Consider the following 20,705-nt stretch of genomic DNA (forward strand, 5'->3'; position numbering starts at 1 on the left):
GTAAAACCGAAAACGTGTTTTTTTTAGGTCGCGATGAATCCAGTTTTGGCATCTTTACAATTCGTACACAATAATTTACTGAATATTTACATTTGCTTCAAATGGGGTTCACAGTATAAAAGTATGATGTGTTTGTAGGACAAAATATTCATATAAAATTCTTAGGGGGATTTACAAATGAGACGTTTCAAGGGTATGGCAATGACTGTAATGATGGGTGGAGTAATTGCAGTTGCGGCGGGTTGTGGATCCGATGATACTAAGACAAGCAGCAGTGAAGGAAAAGGATCAGGCAAACTGCAGGGAGAAGTGATTACGGATGGTTCCTCAACGGTCTTTCCAATCATGGAGGCAGTTGCAGAAGAATATATGGCTAAACAACCTGATGTAAAAGTATCAGTTGGATCATCAGGAACAGGCGGAGGATTTAAGAAATTCATCGCTGGTGAGACGGATTTAAGCAATGCATCCCGCCCTGTCAAGGAAGAAGAAAGTACGATGCTTGATAAAAAGGGAGTTAAATATACAGAGTTGAAATTGGCATTTGACGGGATTTCAATCGTCGCCAATAAAGATAATGATTTCATCGATTCACTAACAGTTGAAGAACTCCAAAAACTGTGGGTTGATAATGGCAAGGTGAAGAAATGGTCTGATATACGTCCCGAATGGCCGAATGAAGAAATAAAATTCTACTCTCCGGGAACAGATTCAGGCACATATGATTATTTCAATGAAGTGATCCTTAACGAAAAACCAATGGTGGAAAATGCTACGCTTTCAGAAGATGATAATGTTCTTGTACAGGGTGTAGAAGGTGATAAAAATGCGATTGGGTTCTTCGGTTATGCCTACTATGCAGAAAATAAAGATAAGTTAAAGATCGTTTCCATCGACAACGGCAAAGGTGCTGTTGAGCCAACACATGAAACAATTAAAAGTGGGGAGTATGCCCCATTGTCACGTCCGCTATACACATATGTAGCTAATAAGTCGGTAGCTGAAAAAGAACAAGTGGCAGATTATACTCAATTCGTCATTGAAAATGCTGGAGAGCTTGCTGAAGAAGTGGGTTATATCAGCCTACCGGAAGAAGAGTACAAGAAAGATCTTGATAAATTGAAAGAACTTGAAAAATAATCGATATTACAGGCTACTGAAATCCCGTCTTGACTCGTTTAAGGCGGGGGTAACAGCTTGTAAATCCAAATATTGCGTGTCTGAAATGGAGGATGCAAGTTGGAACTGAGAAAAACAGAAAGCTATTCTGTACAGCAAATGATCCTGGAAAAGAAAAGGAAGAAAAAAATAAATATAGAAAAAATCATACCTAAGCTATTGTTCTTTACTGCGGCAATTTCTGTTTTTACTACAATCGGGATTATCCTGACGCTTATATTTGAGACATTCATCTTCTTTGACAGAGTTTCCATCGTCGAATTTTTTACAGAGGCTAAATGGCTGCCATTTGCATCCACCCCTTCGTATGGGATTATGCCCCTTGTCGTTGGAACATTGAAGATAACAGTGATAGCAGCGGTGGTTGCAGTTCCAGTAGGGCTTGCAACAGCCATTTTCTTGAGTGAATATGCATCAGAGAATACGCGGAGAATCATCAAGCCGATTTTAGAAGTTTTAGCTGGGATTCCTACTATCGTTTACGGCTTCTTTGCCTTAACTTTTGTAACACCGGTTTTGCGGGATTTATTTCCTTCCCTTGATATGTTCAATGCCTTAAGTCCTGGGATCGTTGTAGGTATCATGATCATGCCGATGATAGCCTCTTTGTCGGAAGATGCCCTTGTATCAGTGCCGAAGTCGATTCGCGAAGGTGCATATGCTTTAGGGGCAACGAAACTTGAAACGACAATTAAAGTGGTATTGCCAGCAGCCATTTCAGGAATTGTGGCATCCATCGTTCTTGCTCTATCCAGAGCGATCGGGGAGACCATGATTGTGAGTGTTGCAGGTGGCTCGACTCCAAATATGAGCATGGATGTCACTTCATCGATCCAAACGATGACCGCCTATATCGTACAGGTCAGTTCGGGGGATGCAGGGTATGGGACAACGATTTACTACAGCATATATGCGGTTGGAATGACACTGTTCGTCTTTACGCTTGTCATGAATTTACTGGCGCAGTTCATCTCTCGCAAGTTCAGGGAGGAATATTAAGACATGAAACTGATAAACAAAAGTCATGTTGCAAAAAAAATGCCCGTTAGGCTGGCTGTTAACACGATTTGTAAAGGATTATTCTTCTTGGCAACATTGGTTGGCCTCATTGTATTGGCCATCTTATTTTATCGGATATTCACTCAAGGAATTGGTCATCTGAATGGGGATTTCCTTCAGAATTTCGCTTCCAGGAAACCAGAGGACGCTGGTATAAAAGCAGCTCTAATCGGTTCAATATGGTTGATGGTAGTCGTGGCTCCAGTTTCCCTGCTGCTTGGTGTCGGAACGGCGATTTATTTAGAGGAATATGCCAGAAAGAATTGGATCACCACTTTTATCAAAGTGAATATTTCCAATCTGGCAGGTGTCCCGTCAATTGTATTTGGACTGCTGGGCTTAACGGTTTTCGTCCGGGCGCTAGCCTTGGACCGGTCCATATTGGCAGCAGGCTTGACCATGAGTCTTCTCGTTCTCCCGGTCATCATAGTAGCTGCCCAAGAGGCCATACGTGCCGTACCTCGTGATTTAAGGGAAGCTTCATTTGGAATGGGTGCAACAAAGTGGCAGACAATATTGAAAGTGGTCCTACCGGCTGCTATACCTGGCATTTTAACTGGTGGAATACTTGCCTTGTCGCGGGCAATCGGTGAAACGGCGCCATTGGTGGTGGTTGGCATACCGATGTTCATCGCCTTTTTGCCTCAAACGGTCATGGATACATTTACAGTGCTGCCAATGCAAATCTATAATTGGACATCTCGTCCACAGGAGGAATTCCAGCAGGTTGCTGCAGCGGGAATCATCGTTTTGCTCTTCCTGTTGATTTTCATGAATTCAATAGCGGTTTTAATTAGGAATAAATTCCAGAAAAGATATTGATGGGAGGAAGGAAGCATGAATATGACCTTAACGAGAGAAAAAAAGTCACCGGCAATCGGGATCAAAAATGTCGAGTCCGGTGTCTTGACGGAAAAGGTGTATGAAACGTCCAATCTCAATTTATGGTACGGAGAAAACCATGCTTTGAAAAATATTAATCTTGATATGCATCAAAATGAAGTGACTGCCATCATCGGGCCTTCAGGATGTGGGAAATCCACCTACATCAAAACATTGAACCGAATGATTGAACTGGTTCCGGATGTTAAAACGACAGGTCAGATTAAATATAGGAACAGGAATATCCTCGATCAGTCCTATAAGGTGGAAGATTTAAGGACACAGGTGGGGATGGTCTTTCAAAAGCCTAATCCCTTTCCTAAATCAATTTATGAAAATGTTGTATACGGACCAAGGATCCATGGTATCAAAAATAAAAAAATCCTTGATGAAATCGTTGAAAAAAGTTTAAAAGGTGCAGCGATTTGGAATGAAGTGAAAGACCGCCTTCATGAAAATGCATATGGACTTTCAGGTGGACAGCAACAGCGACTTTGTATCGCCAGATGTTTGGCAATCGAGCCGGATGTCATTTTAATGGATGAACCGACTTCTGCTCTTGATCCGATTTCCACTTTGAAAATAGAAGAATTGGTCCAAGAAATGAAAAAGGAATTCAGCATCATAATCGTTACCCATAACATGCAGCAGGCAGCACGTATCTCTGATAGAACAGCCTTCTTTTTAAATGGAGAAGTCATCGAATACTCTGATACCAATACCATCTTCTCTAATCCGAATGATAAAAGAACAGAAGATTACATTACCGGACGCTTCGGTTAAAGAGAAAGGGAGATGCGATAATGATCGTTCGTGAAAATTTCGAGCTTCAATTGAAAGAGTTACAAGGAAAAATCGTGGAACTGGCCAATTTAGCTTCCGGCGCCATTTCAAAATCATTTACCGCACTGGAAAACAAGAATGTTGAAGAGGCTCTTGAAGTTATTGATGATGATACAATAGCTGATTTGCTGGAAGAGGAAATTAATGACTTTGCTATTTTACTGATTGCTAAGCAACAGCCAGTTGCGATTGATTTACGGCGTATCATCGCTGCCATAAAAATAGCTTCAGATATTGAACGGATGGCGGACTTTGGGGTCAATATCGCTAAATCGGCCATCCGAATCGGTGACCAGCCATTTATTCTGCCTTTAACACCTTTAAAGCAGATGCATGATATTACCCTAAAGATGATTGAACTTTCGATAGAAGCATTTGAGAAGGAAGATGTTGTACTTTCAAGAGAAATCATTGAAATGGATGATGAGGTCGATCGCTTTTATGGAGAGATGATTCGAGGTCTCCTTCGGCTTTCAGATGAAAAAAACATTCAGCAGATCACACAGCTTTCCTTAATTGCCCGATATTTAGAAAGAACGGCTGATCATACAACGAATATCGCAGAGAATATTTATTTCCTAGTAAGAGGGAGATATGTCAGCAGGAATGAATGAACCCAATCCTAATTGAAATAAAGAGAGGCTTTTTCTCGGACATCGTCCATTTAAAAGTCTCTCTTATTCATTAATGTGTCAAAGTGTGGGCCAATTGTCTATATGTCATATTATTCGTAACCACAAACTCACCGATTTGAACTTTTTTTGCGAAATCATGTTCATTCATATAAGCTTCAAATCCTGCAGCATCATCGATGACCTTTTCCTTTGAAAGCCTATTGGCAATTTCGCTTGTGGTCATATTCGCTTTCACTTCCATTGTATAGGAGACGATGGAGTGATCTTTTTTTGAAGCTTCTTTCTCCTTTATTTCTTTATCCGCATCCTTTGACTGATGGACAGTTCTTTTAGCTTCCTCGATAGGAAGTGAAACGACAAATCCCTCATTCTCTAGCAATTCCTTAGCTTCCTCCGTAGTCGGAGTGGTACCATCGATTATTCCGGTACCGTAATAAAATCCTGTAAAGATTGTTGTTGTAAGGATGATACCGGCGGAAAGGCCTTGCAGTCTTGCTTTATTCATCTTTATTCACCCGCAATCTTTGTTGCTTGATCACTGAGATGGTTTGTTCCTTTGTTAAAGAGGATTGTTTTGCGATTTGGTCCAAAGAAAGACCTTGGCTATATAAGGATAGAACCTGGCTTTTTAGAATTTCATGAATGGGTTCGATATCATTGGAAGTAACAGGTGATTTAGTCTTTAAAGGAGGAATCGGGTCATCCTGGATAATGAATTCCTCTTCAAGAATTTTCACTTTCTTCTTTAATTGGTAGATATCCTGCATATAGGTTATGGTCATCTGCTCTAAATCTTCTTCTAATTTGGCAACTTTATCTTTACTGATAAAGGAAATGATAAGAATGATGATCGCTAATGAAAAAAGAAGGATTATAAGGATTTCCATGTTTACACCTCAGAAGATAATTTTCGACATATACTTATATTTTACACATATTTTTAAAAAATTGGAGATTTTCATATTTTTATATCTTGCAAATGGCAATAAACTACATTAATTGTCTGTTTGGTTTCAAATTATTGTCGAAAAGCCTCATGACTATCGATGAAGAAAAAAATTCAGGCATGAAAACGGGAAAAAAACCTTTAAAAGATAACTTACATAAAATTCGACAAAAAGTGTTTATTGTCCATCAGCCAATTCAGTGCTAACATAAAGATAGAATAAAAAGAAAAGACGAAATATTATGAATAGTTAAAAATCAGCGAACCTATAAGATAAGAAAATGGTGTGCAGATTCTAAGTGGAAAGTTTCACTGTCAGCGCCTAATGATAAGTTATATAAGGATAAAAAAGGGGAAGGGATGATTATATGAATTCGCTATTCGCATATATGCCGCAGGATAACCAGGATCTATATCGTAAGGGATTAAAGGCTGGGTTATGGATGGATGAGAGTTTTGATTGGTATCCTGAGGAAGACATGATGAGTCATCCTAATGGAGAGATCCGGACACTTTCGCAAACTTATACCCAGGGTCAGGTGACCTTTTCGAAGTTCACGATTAGGAATACTTCATTTGAGACTAAGCGTCCTAAAGTGTTTTTTCACTATGAAAACGCTTTCGAAAGACAGGCGGTGGCTTTTTACAGCCCGAATGAAAGGGCGATTTTACATGTAGCACCTCAATCGATTGCCTTACTGGGTGGATTGGTGAAAGGGAAAAGCATCTCTCAATATTGCATCCAAGGTAAGGGAAGCCTTTATCAAGAGGGATGCTTCAAATCACTGAAAGAAGGGCTCCTGGCTTATTCACCGCTTGCCAAAGGGGAAGTTACCAGCGTGTTTACATTAGAGACGGAAATCTTACCTAAGGAATGTATAGAAGCTGTGGCTTGGGTCATTCATGCTGAAACGAAAGAAGAAGCGAAAGTCATAAATAATCAACTTCTTCTGACGATGCAAAACGTGAACAATTAAAATTAAAAAAAGTTAATGTTGGTTTTCCCAAAAAACATACTAGCAATTCGCATTGAATAATGATATTATAGAAAAGTCCTATGTGAAAAAGTCAATATGTTTGGAGGGAAATACACAATGCGCGTAAATATTACATTAGCTTGCACTGAATGTGGAGACCGTAACTATATTTCTAAAAAAAATAAACGTAACAATCCAGACCGTCTTGAGCTTAAAAAATACTGCTCAAGAGAAAAACGCAGCACGACTCACCGTGAAACAAAGTAAGCAACAGGATTTTTCCTGTTGTTTTTTTTTTGCATTTTTTTAATACCTTCTTTCTATCTTTCCTTTAGGGTCCGTTGCCCATTTAGTGAATATTTTCAGAATGTACTAATGATTAGGCAACTTCCCGCTTCGTATTTTCGTAATTGAACAAATATTATGAGATAATAATAGAAGTAGACTAAAGGAGTCGGAAGAGATGAGAGAAAACAAGAATAAGCTCCGCAAAGAAGTTAGGTCCCGTTTAATGGAACTGACCAAAGTGGAACATGAAGAACTATCGAGCAGAATCGCTGAAAACTTATTTTCACTGGAGGAATGGAAAAAAGCTAAAACCATTGGCATCACCATCTCCATCCCACCTGAAGTTCCAACGGTACGGATCATTGAACAAGCATGGAGTGAAGGGAAAGAAGTGGCAGTGCCCAAGTGTGACCCTGAAAAAAAGACAATGGAATTCAAAAAGATTTCCTCCTTCAATCAGCTGGAGTCTGTTTATTATGGATTGCTTGAACCAGTGGCTGAAACTGCTAAGGCTCTCAAAGAGGAATTGGACGTATTGATCGTACCCGGTCTTGCCTTTACCAAAGAAGGGTATCGCCTAGGCTTTGGGGGTGGCTATTATGACCGCTTCCTCTCATATTACCGAGGTGCTACAATGGCCCTTGCATACGACCTTCAATTTTTGGATGAACTCCCGATAGAGGTTCATGATATAGCGGTAAGCAAACTCATTACCCCTTCCAGGATTTTACGCACGTACGCCCATTAGAAGAAGAAAATTATTAATTATCACTTTTAGCTCATAAAAATCCTTTCCTGTATCAAACTAATGCTAGGAGGGATTGTTATGCTTCGATTAATTATTCAAATCTTCTTGGTTGGTTTAGTGGTTTATGCAGGTTATCAAAACCGGTACCGCCTGATAAATGCTGTGCTTTCAAACGGCATACTGAGAAGATTTCTAGTGACTAAGTCCTTGGATATGCCAATGTTCAGGGATAAAATGATGCAAAGCATGTTCAGTCAGACCAAATGATGATGCCGGCATCTTAAAAAGGAACCTCTCAAGGGTTCCTTTTTTTATAAGGAGGGGGAGAGTGGAGGGGAAAACAGTCTCCTTTTTACTTTTTTCATCATTTCGTCTATAGTTTTAATTATAGAAACAGGAATTTTAGAAGCTTAAGATTCATTGGAAAGTGGGGAAGGCATTGGGATTTAAAGAGGATTATTTGTTTTGGGAAACCATAAGGGAATTGTCGGCCCATTATGATTATCGAATGATCACTGTCACGGAAAACCATCAGGAGATTTGGCTTGAGAGCGATAAGAATAAGGAGTTTCCAGTCATCAGGCTCATTCGACATGATTTGGATTGGGCTAATTGGCTGAAACGTGATATCGACCGAACACTGCAGAATGGGGAAAGAATCAGGAGGAAATTATACAAAAAGCCCATAGACATACTAAGTATCTATGTTAGTAAATTTGCCCCGGTCGATGATCATGACTTTAGTTTACAGGTGGCTTCCTTTAAAAAAACGAATGTTAACACGTTTATTCTTACTTGTGAAACATTTCATGATTCGTTGCAAAACCTTGAGCATGTTTTGAAAAAACCACTTTCAATTCAAGTTCTTAAAGAAAATGAAATAGATGAGGAAAAGGTTCTCGCAGTAAAGAAAGACGCCATCTCGGAGTCAGTCAAAAAGGCTAAGGCTGAGCAGAAAGTATTTCAAAATGCAAATAAGCCATTCTTTACATATATATTCATAGCGATACAAATAGCTATGTTCATCTTGATGGAGTTTAATGGAGGCAGCACCAACTCCAAGACTTTGATTGAGTTTGGCGCTAAATATTCCCCTTATATCATACAAGGGGAATGGTGGCGGTTCTTTACACCGATGATCATCCATATTGGGTTCATTCATTTACTGATGAATACATTTTCATTGTATTTGATCGGTGCTGAAGTAGAAAGGATTTACGGTAATGCCAGGTTCCTTTTTATCTATATATTCGCAGGTTTCGCCGGAACTCTAGGCAGCTTCATCATGACCCCGAATCTTTCGGCAGGGGCGAGCGGCGCCATTTTTGGCTGTTTTGGGGCCCTTCTGTACTTTGGCATCGTCTATCCAAAATTATTCATGCGCTCGATGGGCTCAACGGTGATCGCGTTAATTATCATTAACCTGATATATGGTTTCACCGTTTCGGGAATCGACAATGCAGGGCATATCGGAGGGTTGGTTGGCGGGTTCTTGGCTGCTGGAGTGGTCCATCTGCCAAAAACCAGGAATCTCTTTCGGCAGCTGGCTTTTTTAATAGGAACTGCGATACTGACCTATGGCATGCTTCAATTTGGTTTTAAACATCAGAGCGATGCAGCTATAGATGATAATACCATGGCCATGCTAGCCCAAAAGTACATTGATGATGCAGAAGAAGATAAAGCAGAAGAGATGTTATTCAATTATGTGGATCAAAACCCAGATGCACCACTATCGCTTTTTATGCTTGGGAATTTATCTTTTGATAAAGACGACTTATACAAAGCAAGGGATTATTATGAAAAAGCGATTGAAAGTAATCCGGATTTGCATGGAGCGCATTACAATCTGGCCTTAGTCTACATGAAGCTCGAATCATTCGACCAAGCTAAGGAGCAAGCTGAAAAGGCTATTGAGCTAGCCCCGGATAAAAAGTCATATATTAAACTGTTGGCAGAAATTGAAAAGCGATTATAACTTTTGACGTAGCATGATTGGGGTACCGTCTTTCAGGGTAAACAAGACAAGTATTTCACCCTGATTCTTCGCCATAAGCAATTGGGGGATGGTGCTTCCTTGTGGACTCACAGTGGATCCATCCTCCTTTTTAATTCCTAACACATAATTTTTATAAAGCCCCTCCCATAGCTTTCCCACAATTTCTTCCCGTTTGAATTGGGGGAAGGCGGAAAGCCATTGATTTTTTTTTGAGGGCAGGTCCGTCAATGAGATGAAATTGTACTGATCCAGATTAACTTGAAATGCTTGACCTGCTTTCTCCAAACCATTTTGAACCGTTTGATCAGTCAAACCGTCCAGCGTTTTTTTCCATTGAATCTGTTCTTCTGAAAGGGGACGATGGAAATATTGAAAAGCTGGTGACGTTACTGTATAAAGTTTATCTTTACTGAGCTGCTGTGCACTGGTGAAAATTGTGTCAGCCGGATGAACCTCGGCATAATGAAAAGTTACCGCTTCGTAACGCCCGCTCTCCCTTTCTTTAGATTCCGCTTTTTGAGAGAGTTCTTGTTTATTTTGCCGCCAATTTTTTAAAGCTCCGGCCAATTTTCCATTTTTGTATAAGAGCGATACGTCCTGACGTAAATAAGCAGGCTGGTCCAACGCAGAATTCACCTTCCAAGTGATGGAATAGGTGGAACCCCCGGTACCCTTCGGTGTAAGGTGGGTGGAAGCATGTTCAAAATGGAGCGAGGAATCGATGGGGAAAAAAATAATGGTTTCCTCTGCCTGTCTATTATTTGAAAAGTAAAGGATGACAAAAATGGTGGTTAAGACTAAAAAGACGGTATACTTCAATTGTAGTTTCATTTTTCCCCTCCGTTTTCACGTACGATGAATGATTTTAAAAAATATTAAGTTGTTCCAAATTTTTAAATCAAATCGAGAGAGTCCTCATTAGGCGTTCACATTCTTGATATTTCATCATATGAATAGAGTTGGACATGTATGAGGGGGATGGGTAAAATTATCAAAAGAGGAAATGGACGCTTGTTGTAAAGAGGCTGATTCGATATACTTTCCTATATAAAAGACTAAAGAGGCTAACTATGAAAACATATTATGATCTTCAACAATACTTGAAAAGATTCGGTACATTTATTTATATTGGTGATCGGCTAGCCGAGCTTGAACTGATGGAAGCTGAAATCAGGGAAATCCACCGTATGCAGATGATGGATACGAAAGATTATCAAATGGCAATCCTTTTAATTAGGCAGCAATTGTCTCTTGAAAGGGAAAAAAAGAAAAAAAATGATAAAAAAGGTGAGAATGATGGAAAAGTGGCTGATGGGTGTAGATTTAGGCGGTACAACTACCAAACTGGCTCTGATCAATTCATACGGAGAGATTATTCATAAATGGGAAATCAGCACGGACATCTCCGAAAAGGGCAAATTCATTACGATTAACATAGCAAAAGCGATTGATGCGAAGCTCGTGGAACTTAATGAACCGAAGAGTAAGATAGTTGGGATAGGAATGGGTGCCCCCGGCCCTGTGAATTTTGTAAGTGGTTCCATATATGAAGCCGTCAATCTAGGCTGGAAAGATTATCCTTTAAAAGATTTATTGGAAGTGGAGACATCTCTCCCTGCGGTGATCGATAATGATGCCAATATGGCAGCTTTGGGAGAAATGTGGAAAGGTGCGGGTAATGGCGCCAAAGACCTCGTTTGTGTCACTTTAGGTACGGGTGTAGGCGGCGGGATCATCCATAATGGGCAAATTGTCCATGGTATTAGTGGTGCTGCTGGAGAAGTGGGCCATATAACGGTCATAACAGACGGCGGGGCGCCGTGCAATTGCGGCAAGACAGGTTGTTTGGAAACGGTCGCTTCAGCAACGGGAATCGTCCGTATGGCTTTAGAGGCCTTGAATAATGCCGATGAAAGGTCAATGCTTCAGCAGAAAGTCGACGAGGGAAATGTGGTTACTTCCAAATTGTTATTCCAATGCGCTGCAGCAGGTGATCCTTTGTCCACGGCTGTGGTAGATAAGGTAGGCAATTACCTAGGGTTAGCACTATCACATGTTGGGAATGTGATGAATCCAGATAAAATCGTCATTGGCGGGGGCGTTTCACAAGCGGGGGACATTCTGCTTGATACTGTCCGTTCTGCCTTTGGAAAGTATGCATTCAAACGGGTTAGTAAATCAACGAAAATCAGCCTGGCAACACTAGGCAATGATGCAGGGGTAATAGGTGCAGCCTGGCTTATCAAAAGCCAATTGAATACTTGATCCGTTGCCCCTGTGGCAAACAGGGGTATAAGAAAAGTAGATGTAATTTTCAGACAGTTTAACAACTTTAAGGGGCAGGTCCAATCGTTCCTGATTTTGCATTGCGGGAGAGAAGAACCATGACCCATGATTGAAACGCTCTGGTTCATAGCGCCAGCGCTTCTTCAATGAGGAGGGACCAGGAGTGAAAAGGGTCTTCAAAAATCAAGGATACTCATTGTTTTGGGTCCTATTAATATCGCTTTGGCTTAAAACATACATTGCTTATAAAACGAGTTTTGAGATAGATATTGAAAATTGGGTCCAGGAGTTCATATTATTCATCAATCCGGTCAGTTTCCTATTACTTACTCTTAGCGTAAATATATTTTTAAAAGAAAAAAGGCGGACAGCATACTTATTGATCATGAGTTTTTTCATCACCCTTGTCCTGTTTGCCAACCTTGTTTTTTTTCGCTTTTTCAATGACTTTTTAACCATTCCCGTTCTTTTTCAAACGAGCAATATGAGCGACCTTGGAAGCAGTGTACATGAATTGATCAATCTGAGTGACCTTTTGTATTTTGCCGATATTCTTTTCTTGATGCTTTTGGTCAAATACAAACCGAAAATATTCCACGATCGTTCATACAATCCACAGGATCGTAAATTCTTAGTGTTAATGACTTTGGGAGTGACATTCTTTAATTTAGCTTTAGCGGAAGCGGAGCGTCCTGAACTCCTGACAAGAACGTTTGACCGCGAAATCTTCGTTAAGAATATTGGTACGTACCATTATCATCTCTATGATGCAATATTACAGACGAAATCATCAGCTCAACGCGCCCTTGCGGATGGCAGTGAATTGGCGGAAATTGAAAATTATATCCGTTCCAATCAAAAAGCGGTTAATGATGATCTATATGGTCTGGCAAAAGGCAAAAATGTGATTCTTGTATCATTGGAATCCACTCAAAGCTTTGTCATCAATAAAACAGTGAACGGGGAAGAAATCACTCCTTTTCTGAATGAATTCATTAAAGAGAGCTATTATTTCAATAACTTTTATCACCAAACTGGCCAGGGGAAAACATCTGATTCAGAATTCATTATTGAGAATTCCCTTTATCCTCTAGGTAGAGGTGCAGTATTTTTCACGCATTCCCAAAATGAATACAAAGCCACCCCCGAAATCTTAACGGAAAAAGGTTACTATACGGCTTCCTTGCATGCCAATAATAAAAGCTTTTGGAATCGTGACATGATGTACGATTCTCTTGGGTACCAGCGGTTTTATGATAGTGATGAATACAAGGTCTCTGAAAGGAATTCCATCAATTGGGGTTTGAATGATAAATCGTTCTTCAAGCAATCAATTGCTCACTTGAAGGGGATGCCGGAGCCTTTTTATGCCAAATTCATAACGTTAACCAATCATTTCCCATTCACTTTGAATGAAGCAGACCGATCATTGGAACCATACGATTCAAATTCCAAAACCTTGAATCGGTATTTTCCGACCGTACGTTATACGGACGAAGCCTTGGAACGATTTATCGGCGATTTGAAACGTGATGGAATATATGAGAATTCGATTATTGTACTATATGGGGATCATTATGGTATTTCGGAAAATCATAACTCTGCCATGAGCCAGTTCCTGGGTAAGGAAATCACGCCGTTCGAATCCATCCAACTTCAGCGTGTCCCGCTGATCATACATGTCCCCGGACAGAAGGGAAAAACGATTTCCACCGTTTCCGGCCAAATTGATGTAAGGCCGACACTCCTGCATTTATTGGGCGTTGAAAATGATGATTATATCGAATTCGGCAAAGATTTATTTTCCGAAGAGAAAATAGAATTCACCGTTCTTCGCGATAGCAGCTTCATCACGAAGGATCATCTGTATACGATGGATACCTGCTATGATAAAAAGACCGGAACGGCGACGGACAAGAGTCCATGTGAGAAGTATTTAGAAAAGGCGAAGCAGGAACTTAATTACTCCGATAAAATAATATATGGCGACTTGCTTCGATTTTATGAGCAACGTTGAAAATGGAAACCTGGCTAATCCAGGTTTTTTTGTTTTTGTGAGGAGAATCGGCACCATTAAAGGAGGATCACCATTCAATTTGAAACACGGGAGACTTCCTGAACATCTTTCGGCCTTTCGTTTCATAAAGATTAAACAATGAAAGGGGCGGAGGCTGAATGAAAGTCGTAAGCAGAAGCGGGGATGATTTGGCATATTATAGTCAATTGTTCCAAATTCCACGTGTCTTGATTGAGGATGCAAATCCCTCCATTACGGGAGGGATTTTGCCAAATGGCATGGAGGTGCAAATACCGGGGTTCGTTATTCAAGAAGAGTCCCGGCTAGATATCGATTTTTCCGATATCGCTTTACAGTCTCAATTGCCAATCGATGCGATATTGTTGTTGAATCAAGGTGAACAAAAACCATTTTCCGTACCCGTCAGAGTCATGCATCCCATGCTTGTCACCGAAAAGCCATATGATTATCAAACACTTCTTGACGACCTTGATATTCTTTCTTTTCATTATCCCTTCATAAAAGTTGAATCGATTGGGAGGAGTGTATTAGGAAAAGAACTTCATGAGGTGAGGGTCGGTAAAGGTGATAAGCTCATACATTATAATGGTTCATTTCATGCAAATGAATGGATCACGTCGGCGGTCTTGATGAAATGGCTGAATGATTTGCTGTTGGCAGTAACGAATGATCGTACATTATGCGGAATGGATTGTATGCCTTTCTATCGGGAAGTTACTATTTCGATGGTTCCAATGGTGAATCCTGATGGAGTCGAGCTAGTCCTAAAGGGGGAGAAGGCGGCAGAGGGGAAATTTGATGTATTAAAAATGAATAATGGTAATCCTGCCTTTTATGCTTGGAAAGCCAATATCCGTGGTGTAGACCTGAATAATCAATATCCGGCCAATTGGGAGATTGAAAAGCAAAGAAAAATTCCTAAAGCCCCTGCTCCGAGGGATTATCCAGGAGAGACCGCTTTATCAGAGCCAGAAGCATTGGCCATGAAGGAGCTGGCAACAAGACGGAATTTTGAAAGAGTGCTAGCACTTCACACACAGGGAAAGGAATTCTATTGGGGATATGAGGGACATGAACCTGAACAGGCAGCGAATGTTGCAAGGGAGTTTGAGGAGCGCAGCGGATATCGGGCGGTTCAATACATTGACAGCCATGCTGGGTATAAAGATTGGTTCATTCAGGAATTTAAACGTGGCGGGTTCACAATTGAGCTGGGAAAAGGCATCAATCCACTTCCCTTATCCCATTTACCTGGTATATATAAAGATACCGTTAAGATTTTGATGGCAGGCTTGTATATGTGATGACATTTTTCTAATATACTTCCAAAAAAATACAAGGTAATTAATCGCCACTTTTTCTCTTTTTTACTTTATAATGAAAGTCGTAAGGGTTCGATTGGTAATCCTTACTCTCTTTCTAATGTCTCGCTCACATATGCCAGGCGTTTATTTTTGAAGTGGGAGGTGTGTGGGGATTAAAGTATCAAAAGCAGCACTTTGTATGCGGCTTTCCATCTGTAAGATGTTGTGTTTCATCCCATTATTTATCTCCACTATCCTTCTTATCACGGCTTGTGAGCCTTCCAAGGACCTTAGTAAACCCGTAAATGATACGGAAAAAGAACACTCCCAATCTAAACTGGAAACTTCAGTAAGCAATTTAAAGGTCCCGACTGCAGAAACGGAAAAAATCGAAGCCATTTATGGATGGCTGGATTCTAAAACCATTTTATATTCTGTGAAGCGGGATGGTAGTAAAATATCCCAGTTGATGGCATGGAATTTGGAGACGAATGATACTTCCGTTTTCTATCAGCCGGCTTTTGCGTTTTCCGAAGTATCAATCAGTCCGTCTGGTACGCATATTTTGGTATCGTCCTTCACATCTTCGGGGAAAGCATCAATCACAATACTTGATAAAACAGGAAATCCGCTTTATTCGGTTTCAATCCCAGCTTATGAATTAGCTTATGAGTGGAATTCATATCAAGATGGCATGTTGTTTTTATCGAGTTTTTATGAAGACTGGACATACAGCAGCTATGTGTTGAATCCAGATGATCAAACGATGGAAACATTGGACTTTCCGCAGCCCTTTGCACAATGGGCAAGTGAAAAGGAATTGATGTTTCTCGATTGGGATAAGGAAGAACCTGCTTTGACGGCTCCCTTAGAAAGAAAGGCGCTGAATGGTGACGGGGCGGACAGCCTTATGCTCGATGTCATTCACTTTAAAAAAATGAAACAAGCGCTGATGACGATTCAAGTGGAGACAGAAAAACAAGATCGGGGTACATATGCCTTTTATGATTCAACAAACAAGCCGATCCACTCTTTTTCCGTGCCACTATTGAAAAGCTTTTCAGATTGGGTGATTCCATCTTATGATATCATTGAAAAAAATAAGGAATTCATAACGTTTATTCCTAATGAATCAAAAGATGCAGACCAATATGAGGGAAGGTTTACCTTAACTAAATTTAATTGGGCAAAAGGCACACAAGAAGAATTGATGAAGGACATGGAAAATGAACCATTAAGCTGTTCGCTTGATGGCAACCTCTGCTTATATGGATATCAATTTGAGAAAATGATTGATATGAAAACCCATCAAATACAAAGATTGTTCAAACAAACATAATGACCTAAAAACAAAAGCTCGCCGGATGGCGAGCTTTTTCTTTAATGGGCAACAGGAAAACCGCTGTTGATGACAGTCATGACAGTGAACCAGCCAAACACGACTGCACTGCCGGCTGCAAAAATGAATCCTAAGAAGTTTCTCTTTTTTAATGTGGTAAATACAGCTGCCAGCCCTAAGATAGCCACAAGTCCGAAAACAACCATTAATATCATATCAAAACCCCCTTTTTCGTAATGAATACCTAATCTCTAATAATATACCCAGAGAATAAAGCAACTACCAAAAATATGTAGAAAAGATTGCATTTGTTAATATCTTAATATTTTTTTAATTATTTGTCGAGGTTTAAAAGGTGATACTTCTATGACTTGAGTAAACTGGATTAACATTAGTGCGTGAATTGGTGTAAGATGTAGATAGAAAATCATATTGGAGTGATGGAAATGAAATGGACACAAATTCCTCTAGGACCGCTGCAAACGAATTGTTATGTAGTTTCCAATGGACAGGATTGCATCATTTTCGATCCGGGTGAAGAGCCTCAGAAAATCATACAGTACATACAGACAAAAAAATTAAAGCCTTTAGCGATTTTATTGACGCATGCACATTTTGACCATATCGGTGCCCTTGATGCTATTCGGGATTATTATGAGATCCCAGCATATATTCACGAAAAAGAGGCTAAGTGGCTGCTTGATCCCGCTTTGAATGGTTCCCAAAACTGGTTCCCTGAAAATCCAATGCGAATGAAGCCTGCCGATCATATCCTGGCAAATGAGCAGGAACTTACTATTGGTGGATTCACTTTTGAAGTATTCGAAACCCCCGGACACTCTCCAGGGAGCGTTTCGTATTATGTGAAGGAGGAACGTCTCTTCTTTTCAGGGGACGTCTTGTTCCAGGGAAGCGTTGGCAGAACTGATTTAATAGGCGGAAGCGAGGCAGTGCTGTTGAAAAGCATTGATACGAAGCTGCTGACACTTCCTGATGATGCCATCGTTTTTCCCGGTCATGGGCCTGTCACGACCATTTTAGATGAAAAGAATACCAATCCCTTTTTGAGATAATGACTATTACAGGTGCCATAGATGGCACCTGTTTTATTTTAAGTTCTTATAATGTAAAAATATTGAAATGGATCATTTCCGGGACTATACTGAATATAAAAAACATTTTGTCTCTTTTCGTGATTTGGGAATGGCGGGTGATGAAAAGGCTCACGGGAATTTAAGGGCCTTCCTGGGAGTGGAATATTTCTTACTTTGAAAAATGCCTATTTTAAAGGGGAAACATTCATTGATAATGGTGCACCTTTTATGAACGTTGTCATGAAAAATTGAACATTTTATGAACTTTAAATATATAGTATGAATTAATAGAGACGGAGGCATTGTGTTGAAAGATCACTTGAAGGAATTGATTGCAAGCAGCCCCCAAAAGGGAATTTCCTATCATGATTATATGGATGCTGTTTTGTATACACCAAATATAGGCTACTATGTGCGTCAAAAAAAGAAGATTGGCTCAAAAGGGGATTTTTATACGTCCGGTAATGTTGGGGATGCATTTGGGAGGTCACTGGCCAGATGGTTCGTTTATTTGATAAAAATGTGCGGAGTATCGCCAAGAATTATCGAAGTAGGCGCAGGAGACGGTAAGTTGGCTTATGATATCCTCGTTTTCATTAAAGAAACGGAACCTCTGATATGGGAATCTCTGACTTATATCCTTGTGGATGGCAGTCCGTATCACAGAAAGATTCAGCAAGAACGTGTGGGGATGTTCAAACAGGCAGTTTCTGCTGCCAGTTTAGAAAATTGGACGAATGTAAATGGAATCGTCTTTTCAAACGAACTTTTCGATGCTTTGCCTGTACATGTCATTGAAAAGTATGAGGGGGCCCTTGTAGAGATATTCGTCGCTGAAAAGGAAGGCGATTTGGTGGAAGTGAGGGAACCATTGGTCAACCCTGACATACTCGCTTACCTTACAGATCGGGCTATCACGTTAATTGAAAAACAACGATACGAAGTTCCGCTAAAAATGGTCCAGGAATATGAGAAGATCGTTTCCCGTATCGAATCGGGTATTCTCCTTACAATTGATTATGGTTATACCGAAAGGGAATGGAAGGAGCCAGCTCATCTTCAAGGGAGCTTGAGGGGCTATTATCAGCATGAAATGATTAAAGATGCACTTATGTATCCAGGTGATATGGATTTGACGACACATATCCATTTTGACACATTAATCGGAATTGGAAAAAGAAGGGGATTTTTTGATCAGGGGCTTTATATTCAAAATGAATTCCTGCTTAAAACGGGGATCCTTGAGGAATTGAAGGACCACAAAGAGACTGATCCATTTTCCGAGACGGCGAAGCGTAACCGTGCAATTCGGGGGCTAATCTTTCCAGGGGGATATAGTGAACATTTCAGAGTGTTGCTTCAATCGAAGAATTTGGCTGAAGAAGCAAGGATCCTTCCTGAATGAGGACAGGTAAAAACCCATGAATTCAAAATTCATGGGTTATGTAATATTGCTTGTTCTTAATGGGCAGTACCCGGAGTCATCATAAATACGCTCCAGTAGGAAAATCCTGCAAAGAAAACGGTAAGATAGGCGCCGAAAACATAAATATACATGCGCTCAGATAATTTCAAATAACTTAAAAGTACAAAAAAGCCGGTTTGTGCAAAGAAAAGTAAAGACGTTTGATGCATATGGCCAAGATAAAAGAAAATTGCCATAATCCCTGTCCAAAATCCACATACTCTGAACATGCGTTCCATCCGAATCCCTCCTTATGTCTAGTCGTGTACATTCTAAATAATTATAAATGAAATTGTAAGGTAATGTAAAGGATGCCTTTTGTTTCTATGTGAGAACCGATGCCTGATAAGAGCACGTTGTGCAATTAGACATCATATTTTCTAATTCCACAATATTGACATTGTCAAACAAGGCTTCGAACATACCTTTTAAAAATGAATTGTGCATGGAACAGATTGTACCTGGCTCTACTTCGGTAACTTCCTTAAATGGGCAATTGAAGATACGAAAGTATATTTTATTTTCTTCTTCGCTAGCTTGTATTTCGGGTGATAACCCAGCAATGGTGGCAGCATTTTTAAGCATGTTGACTCTTTCCGCAAAAGCAAGTCTATCAATCGGCGTTGAGTTCAATGCTAGTTGCTGATTGATCAATTCCTCTCCGAATACTTTTCCCGTTTCATAAAGAGCTTGTTTTCCTTGTTCCCCTAATTTCATCATCGTCTGGATTGCAATCCTTGAAAGCAGTTGATAGTCCCTATATGGAAAATGAAGCTGAATGACTTTATCAGACAAACGATAAAGTCTGCTAGGGCGGCCGCCTTTCCCTGTCTTACGGGCATCCGATGTCAACAAATCCACATCCTCAAGTTTTGACAAATGTAGACGGGCAACATTTGGATGGATTTTAAAGGAATCGGCGATTTGTTGTACGGATACATCCCCATGATTGTCCACAATATGTTGGTATATATAATATCTGGTGGGATCTGCTAACACGTTTGTTATTTTTAACGTTTGTTCCATTATTTCCTCCTGCGGTTCCATAGTTTAACTATGTTCATTATAATGCAGGCAGAAAAAAATGGAATAAAAGATATGGCAAACTCCCCTTAGTTTAAAAAAAATTCACAATTTAAACGGTCTTATAAGGTAAATGGATGTACAATAATTATACAAATGTTATACAATCATTATAAAGATTATAAATATATACAAAATGTGAACGGGGAGGATTAGTATGGAACAGTTAACTTTCTTTTCGTACCCAAGTTGTACATCTTGCCGAAAAACAAAAAAATGGTTAAAAGCCAATCATGTTTCCTTCGATGAGCGACATTTATTCAGAGAGACTCCAACAGAAGCAGAATTAAAAAGAATTCTTGAATTGACAACGGAAGGACTTGATGAAGTCTTAGCAACAAGAAGTGAAGCTTACAAAAGCTTACATGTTAATATTGACGAAATGATGTTTTCTGATGTCATCCAATTATTAACAAAAGAACCGAAGTTATTAAGAAGACCCATCCTCATCGACGGGAAAAAACTGGTGATTGGTCATAATGAGGACGCATTAAGAAATTTGGTTTCACAAAGGCTTGATTTAAAAATGAGCATGTAAAT

24 protein-coding genes are annotated in these 20,705 nt (G+C 39.9%); 18 read left to right on the forward strand and 6 right to left on the reverse strand.

Translation table 11 applies throughout. The features are described from left to right. Positions 1-177 precede the first annotated feature (177 nt). From N9I19_RS11330 to phoU, 5 genes are all read left to right on the forward strand, one after another. Positions 178-1,140, forward strand: a complete 963-nt coding sequence (locus tag N9I19_RS11330; protein ID WP_289337340.1) for a PstS family phosphate ABC transporter substrate-binding protein — start codon at positions 178-180, stop codon at positions 1,138-1,140. Between the two features lie 138 nt (positions 1,141-1,278). Further along, positions 1,279-2,178: a phosphate ABC transporter permease subunit PstC gene (pstC, locus tag N9I19_RS11335; protein ID WP_061466147.1), complete on the forward strand. Its 900-nt coding sequence runs from the start codon at positions 1,279-1,281 to the stop codon at positions 2,176-2,178. A gap of 3 nt (positions 2,179-2,181) precedes the next feature. Next, the gene (gene pstA / locus N9I19_RS11340; protein ID WP_061464070.1) at positions 2,182-3,060 is read left to right on the forward strand and encodes a phosphate ABC transporter permease PstA; all 879 of its coding nucleotides are present in this window, start codon (positions 2,182-2,184) and stop codon (positions 3,058-3,060) included. A 15-nt stretch (positions 3,061-3,075) separates the two neighbouring features. Then, positions 3,076-3,903 (forward strand): phosphate ABC transporter ATP-binding protein PstB, encoded by an 828-nt coding sequence (gene pstB, locus N9I19_RS11345; protein WP_317777838.1) that lies wholly within the window; start codon positions 3,076-3,078, stop codon positions 3,901-3,903. Between the two features lie 20 nt (positions 3,904-3,923). Continuing rightward, positions 3,924-4,577: a phosphate signaling complex protein PhoU gene (gene phoU, locus N9I19_RS11350; protein ID WP_089361519.1), complete on the forward strand. Its 654-nt coding sequence runs from the start codon at positions 3,924-3,926 to the stop codon at positions 4,575-4,577. A 70-nt stretch (positions 4,578-4,647) separates the two neighbouring features. On the opposite strand, the gene N9I19_RS11355 is transcribed toward phoU, so the two are convergent. Together N9I19_RS11355 and N9I19_RS11360 are read right to left on the reverse strand one after the other, a co-directional pair. Further along, positions 4,648-5,103 (reverse strand): hypothetical protein, encoded by a 456-nt coding sequence (locus N9I19_RS11355; RefSeq protein WP_317777839.1) that lies wholly within the window; start codon positions 5,101-5,103, stop codon positions 4,648-4,650. After that, positions 5,096-5,485, reverse strand: coding sequence for a hypothetical protein (locus tag N9I19_RS11360; protein WP_089361517.1), 390 nt, complete (start codon positions 5,483-5,485; stop codon positions 5,096-5,098). The genes N9I19_RS11355 and N9I19_RS11360 overlap by 8 nt, the downstream gene beginning before the upstream one ends. A gap of 427 nt (positions 5,486-5,912) precedes the next feature. On the opposite strand from N9I19_RS11360, the gene N9I19_RS11365 reads away from it, so the two are divergent. From N9I19_RS11365 to N9I19_RS11385, 5 genes are all read left to right on the forward strand, one after another. Next, positions 5,913-6,521, forward strand: coding sequence for a hypothetical protein (locus tag N9I19_RS11365; RefSeq protein ID WP_061464064.1), 609 nt, complete (start codon positions 5,913-5,915; stop codon positions 6,519-6,521). A 117-nt stretch (positions 6,522-6,638) separates the two neighbouring features. Beyond that, positions 6,639-6,788, forward strand: coding sequence for a 50S ribosomal protein L33 (rpmG, locus tag N9I19_RS11370; protein ID WP_028391797.1), 150 nt, complete (start codon positions 6,639-6,641; stop codon positions 6,786-6,788). Between the two features lie 196 nt (positions 6,789-6,984). Further along, positions 6,985-7,557, forward strand: coding sequence for a 5-formyltetrahydrofolate cyclo-ligase (locus tag N9I19_RS11375; RefSeq protein ID WP_061464063.1), 573 nt, complete (start codon positions 6,985-6,987; stop codon positions 7,555-7,557). A gap of 78 nt (positions 7,558-7,635) precedes the next feature. Next, positions 7,636-7,824, forward strand: a complete 189-nt coding sequence (locus N9I19_RS11380; protein WP_061464062.1) for a hypothetical protein — start codon at positions 7,636-7,638, stop codon at positions 7,822-7,824. Positions 7,825-7,996: 172 nt separating this feature from the next. After that, the gene (locus N9I19_RS11385) at positions 7,997-9,535 is read left to right on the forward strand and encodes a rhomboid family intramembrane serine protease (RefSeq protein WP_317777840.1); all 1,539 of its coding nucleotides are present in this window, start codon (positions 7,997-7,999) and stop codon (positions 9,533-9,535) included. Here N9I19_RS11385 and N9I19_RS11390 read toward each other — a convergent pair. After that, positions 9,530-10,387 (reverse strand): hypothetical protein, encoded by an 858-nt coding sequence (locus N9I19_RS11390; protein ID WP_317777841.1) that lies wholly within the window; start codon positions 10,385-10,387, stop codon positions 9,530-9,532. The genes N9I19_RS11385 and N9I19_RS11390 overlap by 6 nt on opposite strands. 239 nt (positions 10,388-10,626) lie before the next feature. On the opposite strand from N9I19_RS11390, the gene N9I19_RS11395 reads away from it, so the two are divergent. The 5 genes from N9I19_RS11395 (at position 10,627) to N9I19_RS11415 (ending at position 16,523) form a co-directional block, all read left to right on the forward strand. Then, positions 10,627-10,938, forward strand: coding sequence for a YqgQ family protein (locus N9I19_RS11395; protein ID WP_317777842.1), 312 nt, complete (start codon positions 10,627-10,629; stop codon positions 10,936-10,938). Continuing rightward, positions 10,850-11,821, forward strand: a complete 972-nt coding sequence (locus N9I19_RS11400; protein ID WP_317777843.1) for an ROK family glucokinase — start codon at positions 10,850-10,852, stop codon at positions 11,819-11,821. The genes N9I19_RS11395 and N9I19_RS11400 overlap by 89 nt, the downstream gene beginning before the upstream one ends. 184 nt (positions 11,822-12,005) lie before the next feature. After that, positions 12,006-13,859 (forward strand): LTA synthase family protein, encoded by a 1,854-nt coding sequence (locus N9I19_RS11405; RefSeq protein WP_317777844.1) that lies wholly within the window; start codon positions 12,006-12,008, stop codon positions 13,857-13,859. Between the two features lie 158 nt (positions 13,860-14,017). Then, positions 14,018-15,184, forward strand: coding sequence for a M14 family metallopeptidase (locus N9I19_RS11410; protein ID WP_317777845.1), 1,167 nt, complete (start codon positions 14,018-14,020; stop codon positions 15,182-15,184). 166 nt (positions 15,185-15,350) lie between these two features. Then, the gene (locus tag N9I19_RS11415) at positions 15,351-16,523 is read left to right on the forward strand and encodes a YqgU-like beta propeller domain-containing protein (protein ID WP_317777846.1); all 1,173 of its coding nucleotides are present in this window, start codon (positions 15,351-15,353) and stop codon (positions 16,521-16,523) included. Between the two features lie 41 nt (positions 16,524-16,564). On the opposite strand, the gene N9I19_RS11420 is transcribed toward N9I19_RS11415, so the two are convergent. After that, positions 16,565-16,738, reverse strand: a complete 174-nt coding sequence (locus tag N9I19_RS11420) for a DUF2759 domain-containing protein (protein ID WP_081108857.1) — start codon at positions 16,736-16,738, stop codon at positions 16,565-16,567. Between the two features lie 231 nt (positions 16,739-16,969). Here N9I19_RS11420 and N9I19_RS11425 point away from each other — a divergent pair, with 231 nt between their 5' ends. Then, positions 16,970-17,596, forward strand: coding sequence for an MBL fold metallo-hydrolase (locus tag N9I19_RS11425; RefSeq protein WP_317777847.1), 627 nt, complete (start codon positions 16,970-16,972; stop codon positions 17,594-17,596). Positions 17,597-17,924: 328 nt separating this feature from the next. Beyond that, positions 17,925-19,022, forward strand: coding sequence for a class I SAM-dependent methyltransferase (locus tag N9I19_RS11430; protein WP_317777848.1), 1,098 nt, complete (start codon positions 17,925-17,927; stop codon positions 19,020-19,022). A 56-nt stretch (positions 19,023-19,078) separates the two neighbouring features. Here the strand turns inward: N9I19_RS11430 and N9I19_RS11435 are convergent, their stop codons facing one another. Continuing rightward, a complete protein-coding gene (locus N9I19_RS11435; RefSeq protein ID WP_053346950.1) occupies positions 19,079-19,321 on the reverse strand; it encodes a DUF2626 domain-containing protein in 243 nt (80 codons plus the stop codon). 85 nt (positions 19,322-19,406) lie between these two features. Continuing rightward, the gene (locus N9I19_RS25455; protein WP_061464052.1) at positions 19,407-20,108 is read right to left on the reverse strand and encodes a helix-turn-helix transcriptional regulator; all 702 of its coding nucleotides are present in this window, start codon (positions 20,106-20,108) and stop codon (positions 19,407-19,409) included. Positions 20,109-20,322: 214 nt separating this feature from the next. Here N9I19_RS25455 and N9I19_RS11445 point away from each other — a divergent pair, with 214 nt between their 5' ends. After that, a complete protein-coding gene (locus N9I19_RS11445) occupies positions 20,323-20,703 on the forward strand; it encodes a Spx/MgsR family RNA polymerase-binding regulatory protein (protein ID WP_317777849.1) in 381 nt (126 codons plus the stop codon). Positions 20,704-20,705: the final 2 nt, after the last annotated feature.

The organism is Peribacillus sp. CSMR9 (assembly GCF_033141925.1).
GTDB classification, from domain to species: Bacteria; Bacillota; Bacilli; order Bacillales; family DSM-1321; genus Peribacillus; species Peribacillus simplex_A.

Excerpts from the sequence above, each read along its gene's own strand:
- N9I19_RS11330 (WP_289337340.1), top strand. The coding sequence starts at position 178 with ATGAGACGTTTCAAGGGTATGGCAATGACTGTAATGATGGGTGGAGTA.
- pstC (WP_061466147.1), top strand. The coding sequence starts at position 1,279 with ATGATCCTGGAAAAGAAAAGGAAGAAAAAAATAAATATAGAAAAAATC.
- pstA (WP_061464070.1), top strand. The coding sequence starts at position 2,182 with ATGAAACTGATAAACAAAAGTCATGTTGCAAAAAAAATGCCCGTTAGG.
- pstB (WP_317777838.1), top strand. The coding sequence starts at position 3,076 with ATGAATATGACCTTAACGAGAGAAAAAAAGTCACCGGCAATCGGGATC.
- phoU (WP_089361519.1), top strand. The coding sequence starts at position 3,924 with ATGATCGTTCGTGAAAATTTCGAGCTTCAATTGAAAGAGTTACAAGGA.
- N9I19_RS11355 (WP_317777839.1), bottom strand. The coding sequence starts at position 5,103 with ATGAATAAAGCAAGACTGCAAGGCCTTTCCGCCGGTATCATCCTTACA.
- N9I19_RS11360 (WP_089361517.1), bottom strand. The coding sequence starts at position 5,485 with ATGGAAATCCTTATAATCCTTCTTTTTTCATTAGCGATCATCATTCTT.
- N9I19_RS11365 (WP_061464064.1), top strand. The coding sequence starts at position 5,913 with ATGAATTCGCTATTCGCATATATGCCGCAGGATAACCAGGATCTATAT.
- rpmG (WP_028391797.1), top strand. The coding sequence starts at position 6,639 with ATGCGCGTAAATATTACATTAGCTTGCACTGAATGTGGAGACCGTAAC.
- N9I19_RS11375 (WP_061464063.1), top strand. The coding sequence starts at position 6,985 with ATGAGAGAAAACAAGAATAAGCTCCGCAAAGAAGTTAGGTCCCGTTTA.
- N9I19_RS11380 (WP_061464062.1), top strand. The coding sequence starts at position 7,636 with ATGCTTCGATTAATTATTCAAATCTTCTTGGTTGGTTTAGTGGTTTAT.
- N9I19_RS11390 (WP_317777841.1), bottom strand. The coding sequence starts at position 10,387 with ATGAAACTACAATTGAAGTATACCGTCTTTTTAGTCTTAACCACCATT.
- N9I19_RS11395 (WP_317777842.1), top strand. The coding sequence starts at position 10,627 with ATGAAAACATATTATGATCTTCAACAATACTTGAAAAGATTCGGTACA.
- N9I19_RS11400 (WP_317777843.1), top strand. The coding sequence starts at position 10,850 with ATGATGGAAAAGTGGCTGATGGGTGTAGATTTAGGCGGTACAACTACC.
- N9I19_RS11410 (WP_317777845.1), top strand. The coding sequence starts at position 14,018 with ATGAAAGTCGTAAGCAGAAGCGGGGATGATTTGGCATATTATAGTCAA.
- N9I19_RS11420 (WP_081108857.1), bottom strand. The coding sequence starts at position 16,738 with ATGATATTAATGGTTGTTTTCGGACTTGTGGCTATCTTAGGGCTGGCA.
- N9I19_RS11425 (WP_317777847.1), top strand. The coding sequence starts at position 16,970 with ATGAAATGGACACAAATTCCTCTAGGACCGCTGCAAACGAATTGTTAT.
- N9I19_RS11435 (WP_053346950.1), bottom strand. The coding sequence starts at position 19,321 with ATGGAACGCATGTTCAGAGTATGTGGATTTTGGACAGGGATTATGGCA.
- N9I19_RS25455 (WP_061464052.1), bottom strand. The coding sequence starts at position 20,108 with ATGGAACAAACGTTAAAAATAACAAACGTGTTAGCAGATCCCACCAGA.
- N9I19_RS11445 (WP_317777849.1), top strand. The coding sequence starts at position 20,323 with ATGGAACAGTTAACTTTCTTTTCGTACCCAAGTTGTACATCTTGCCGA.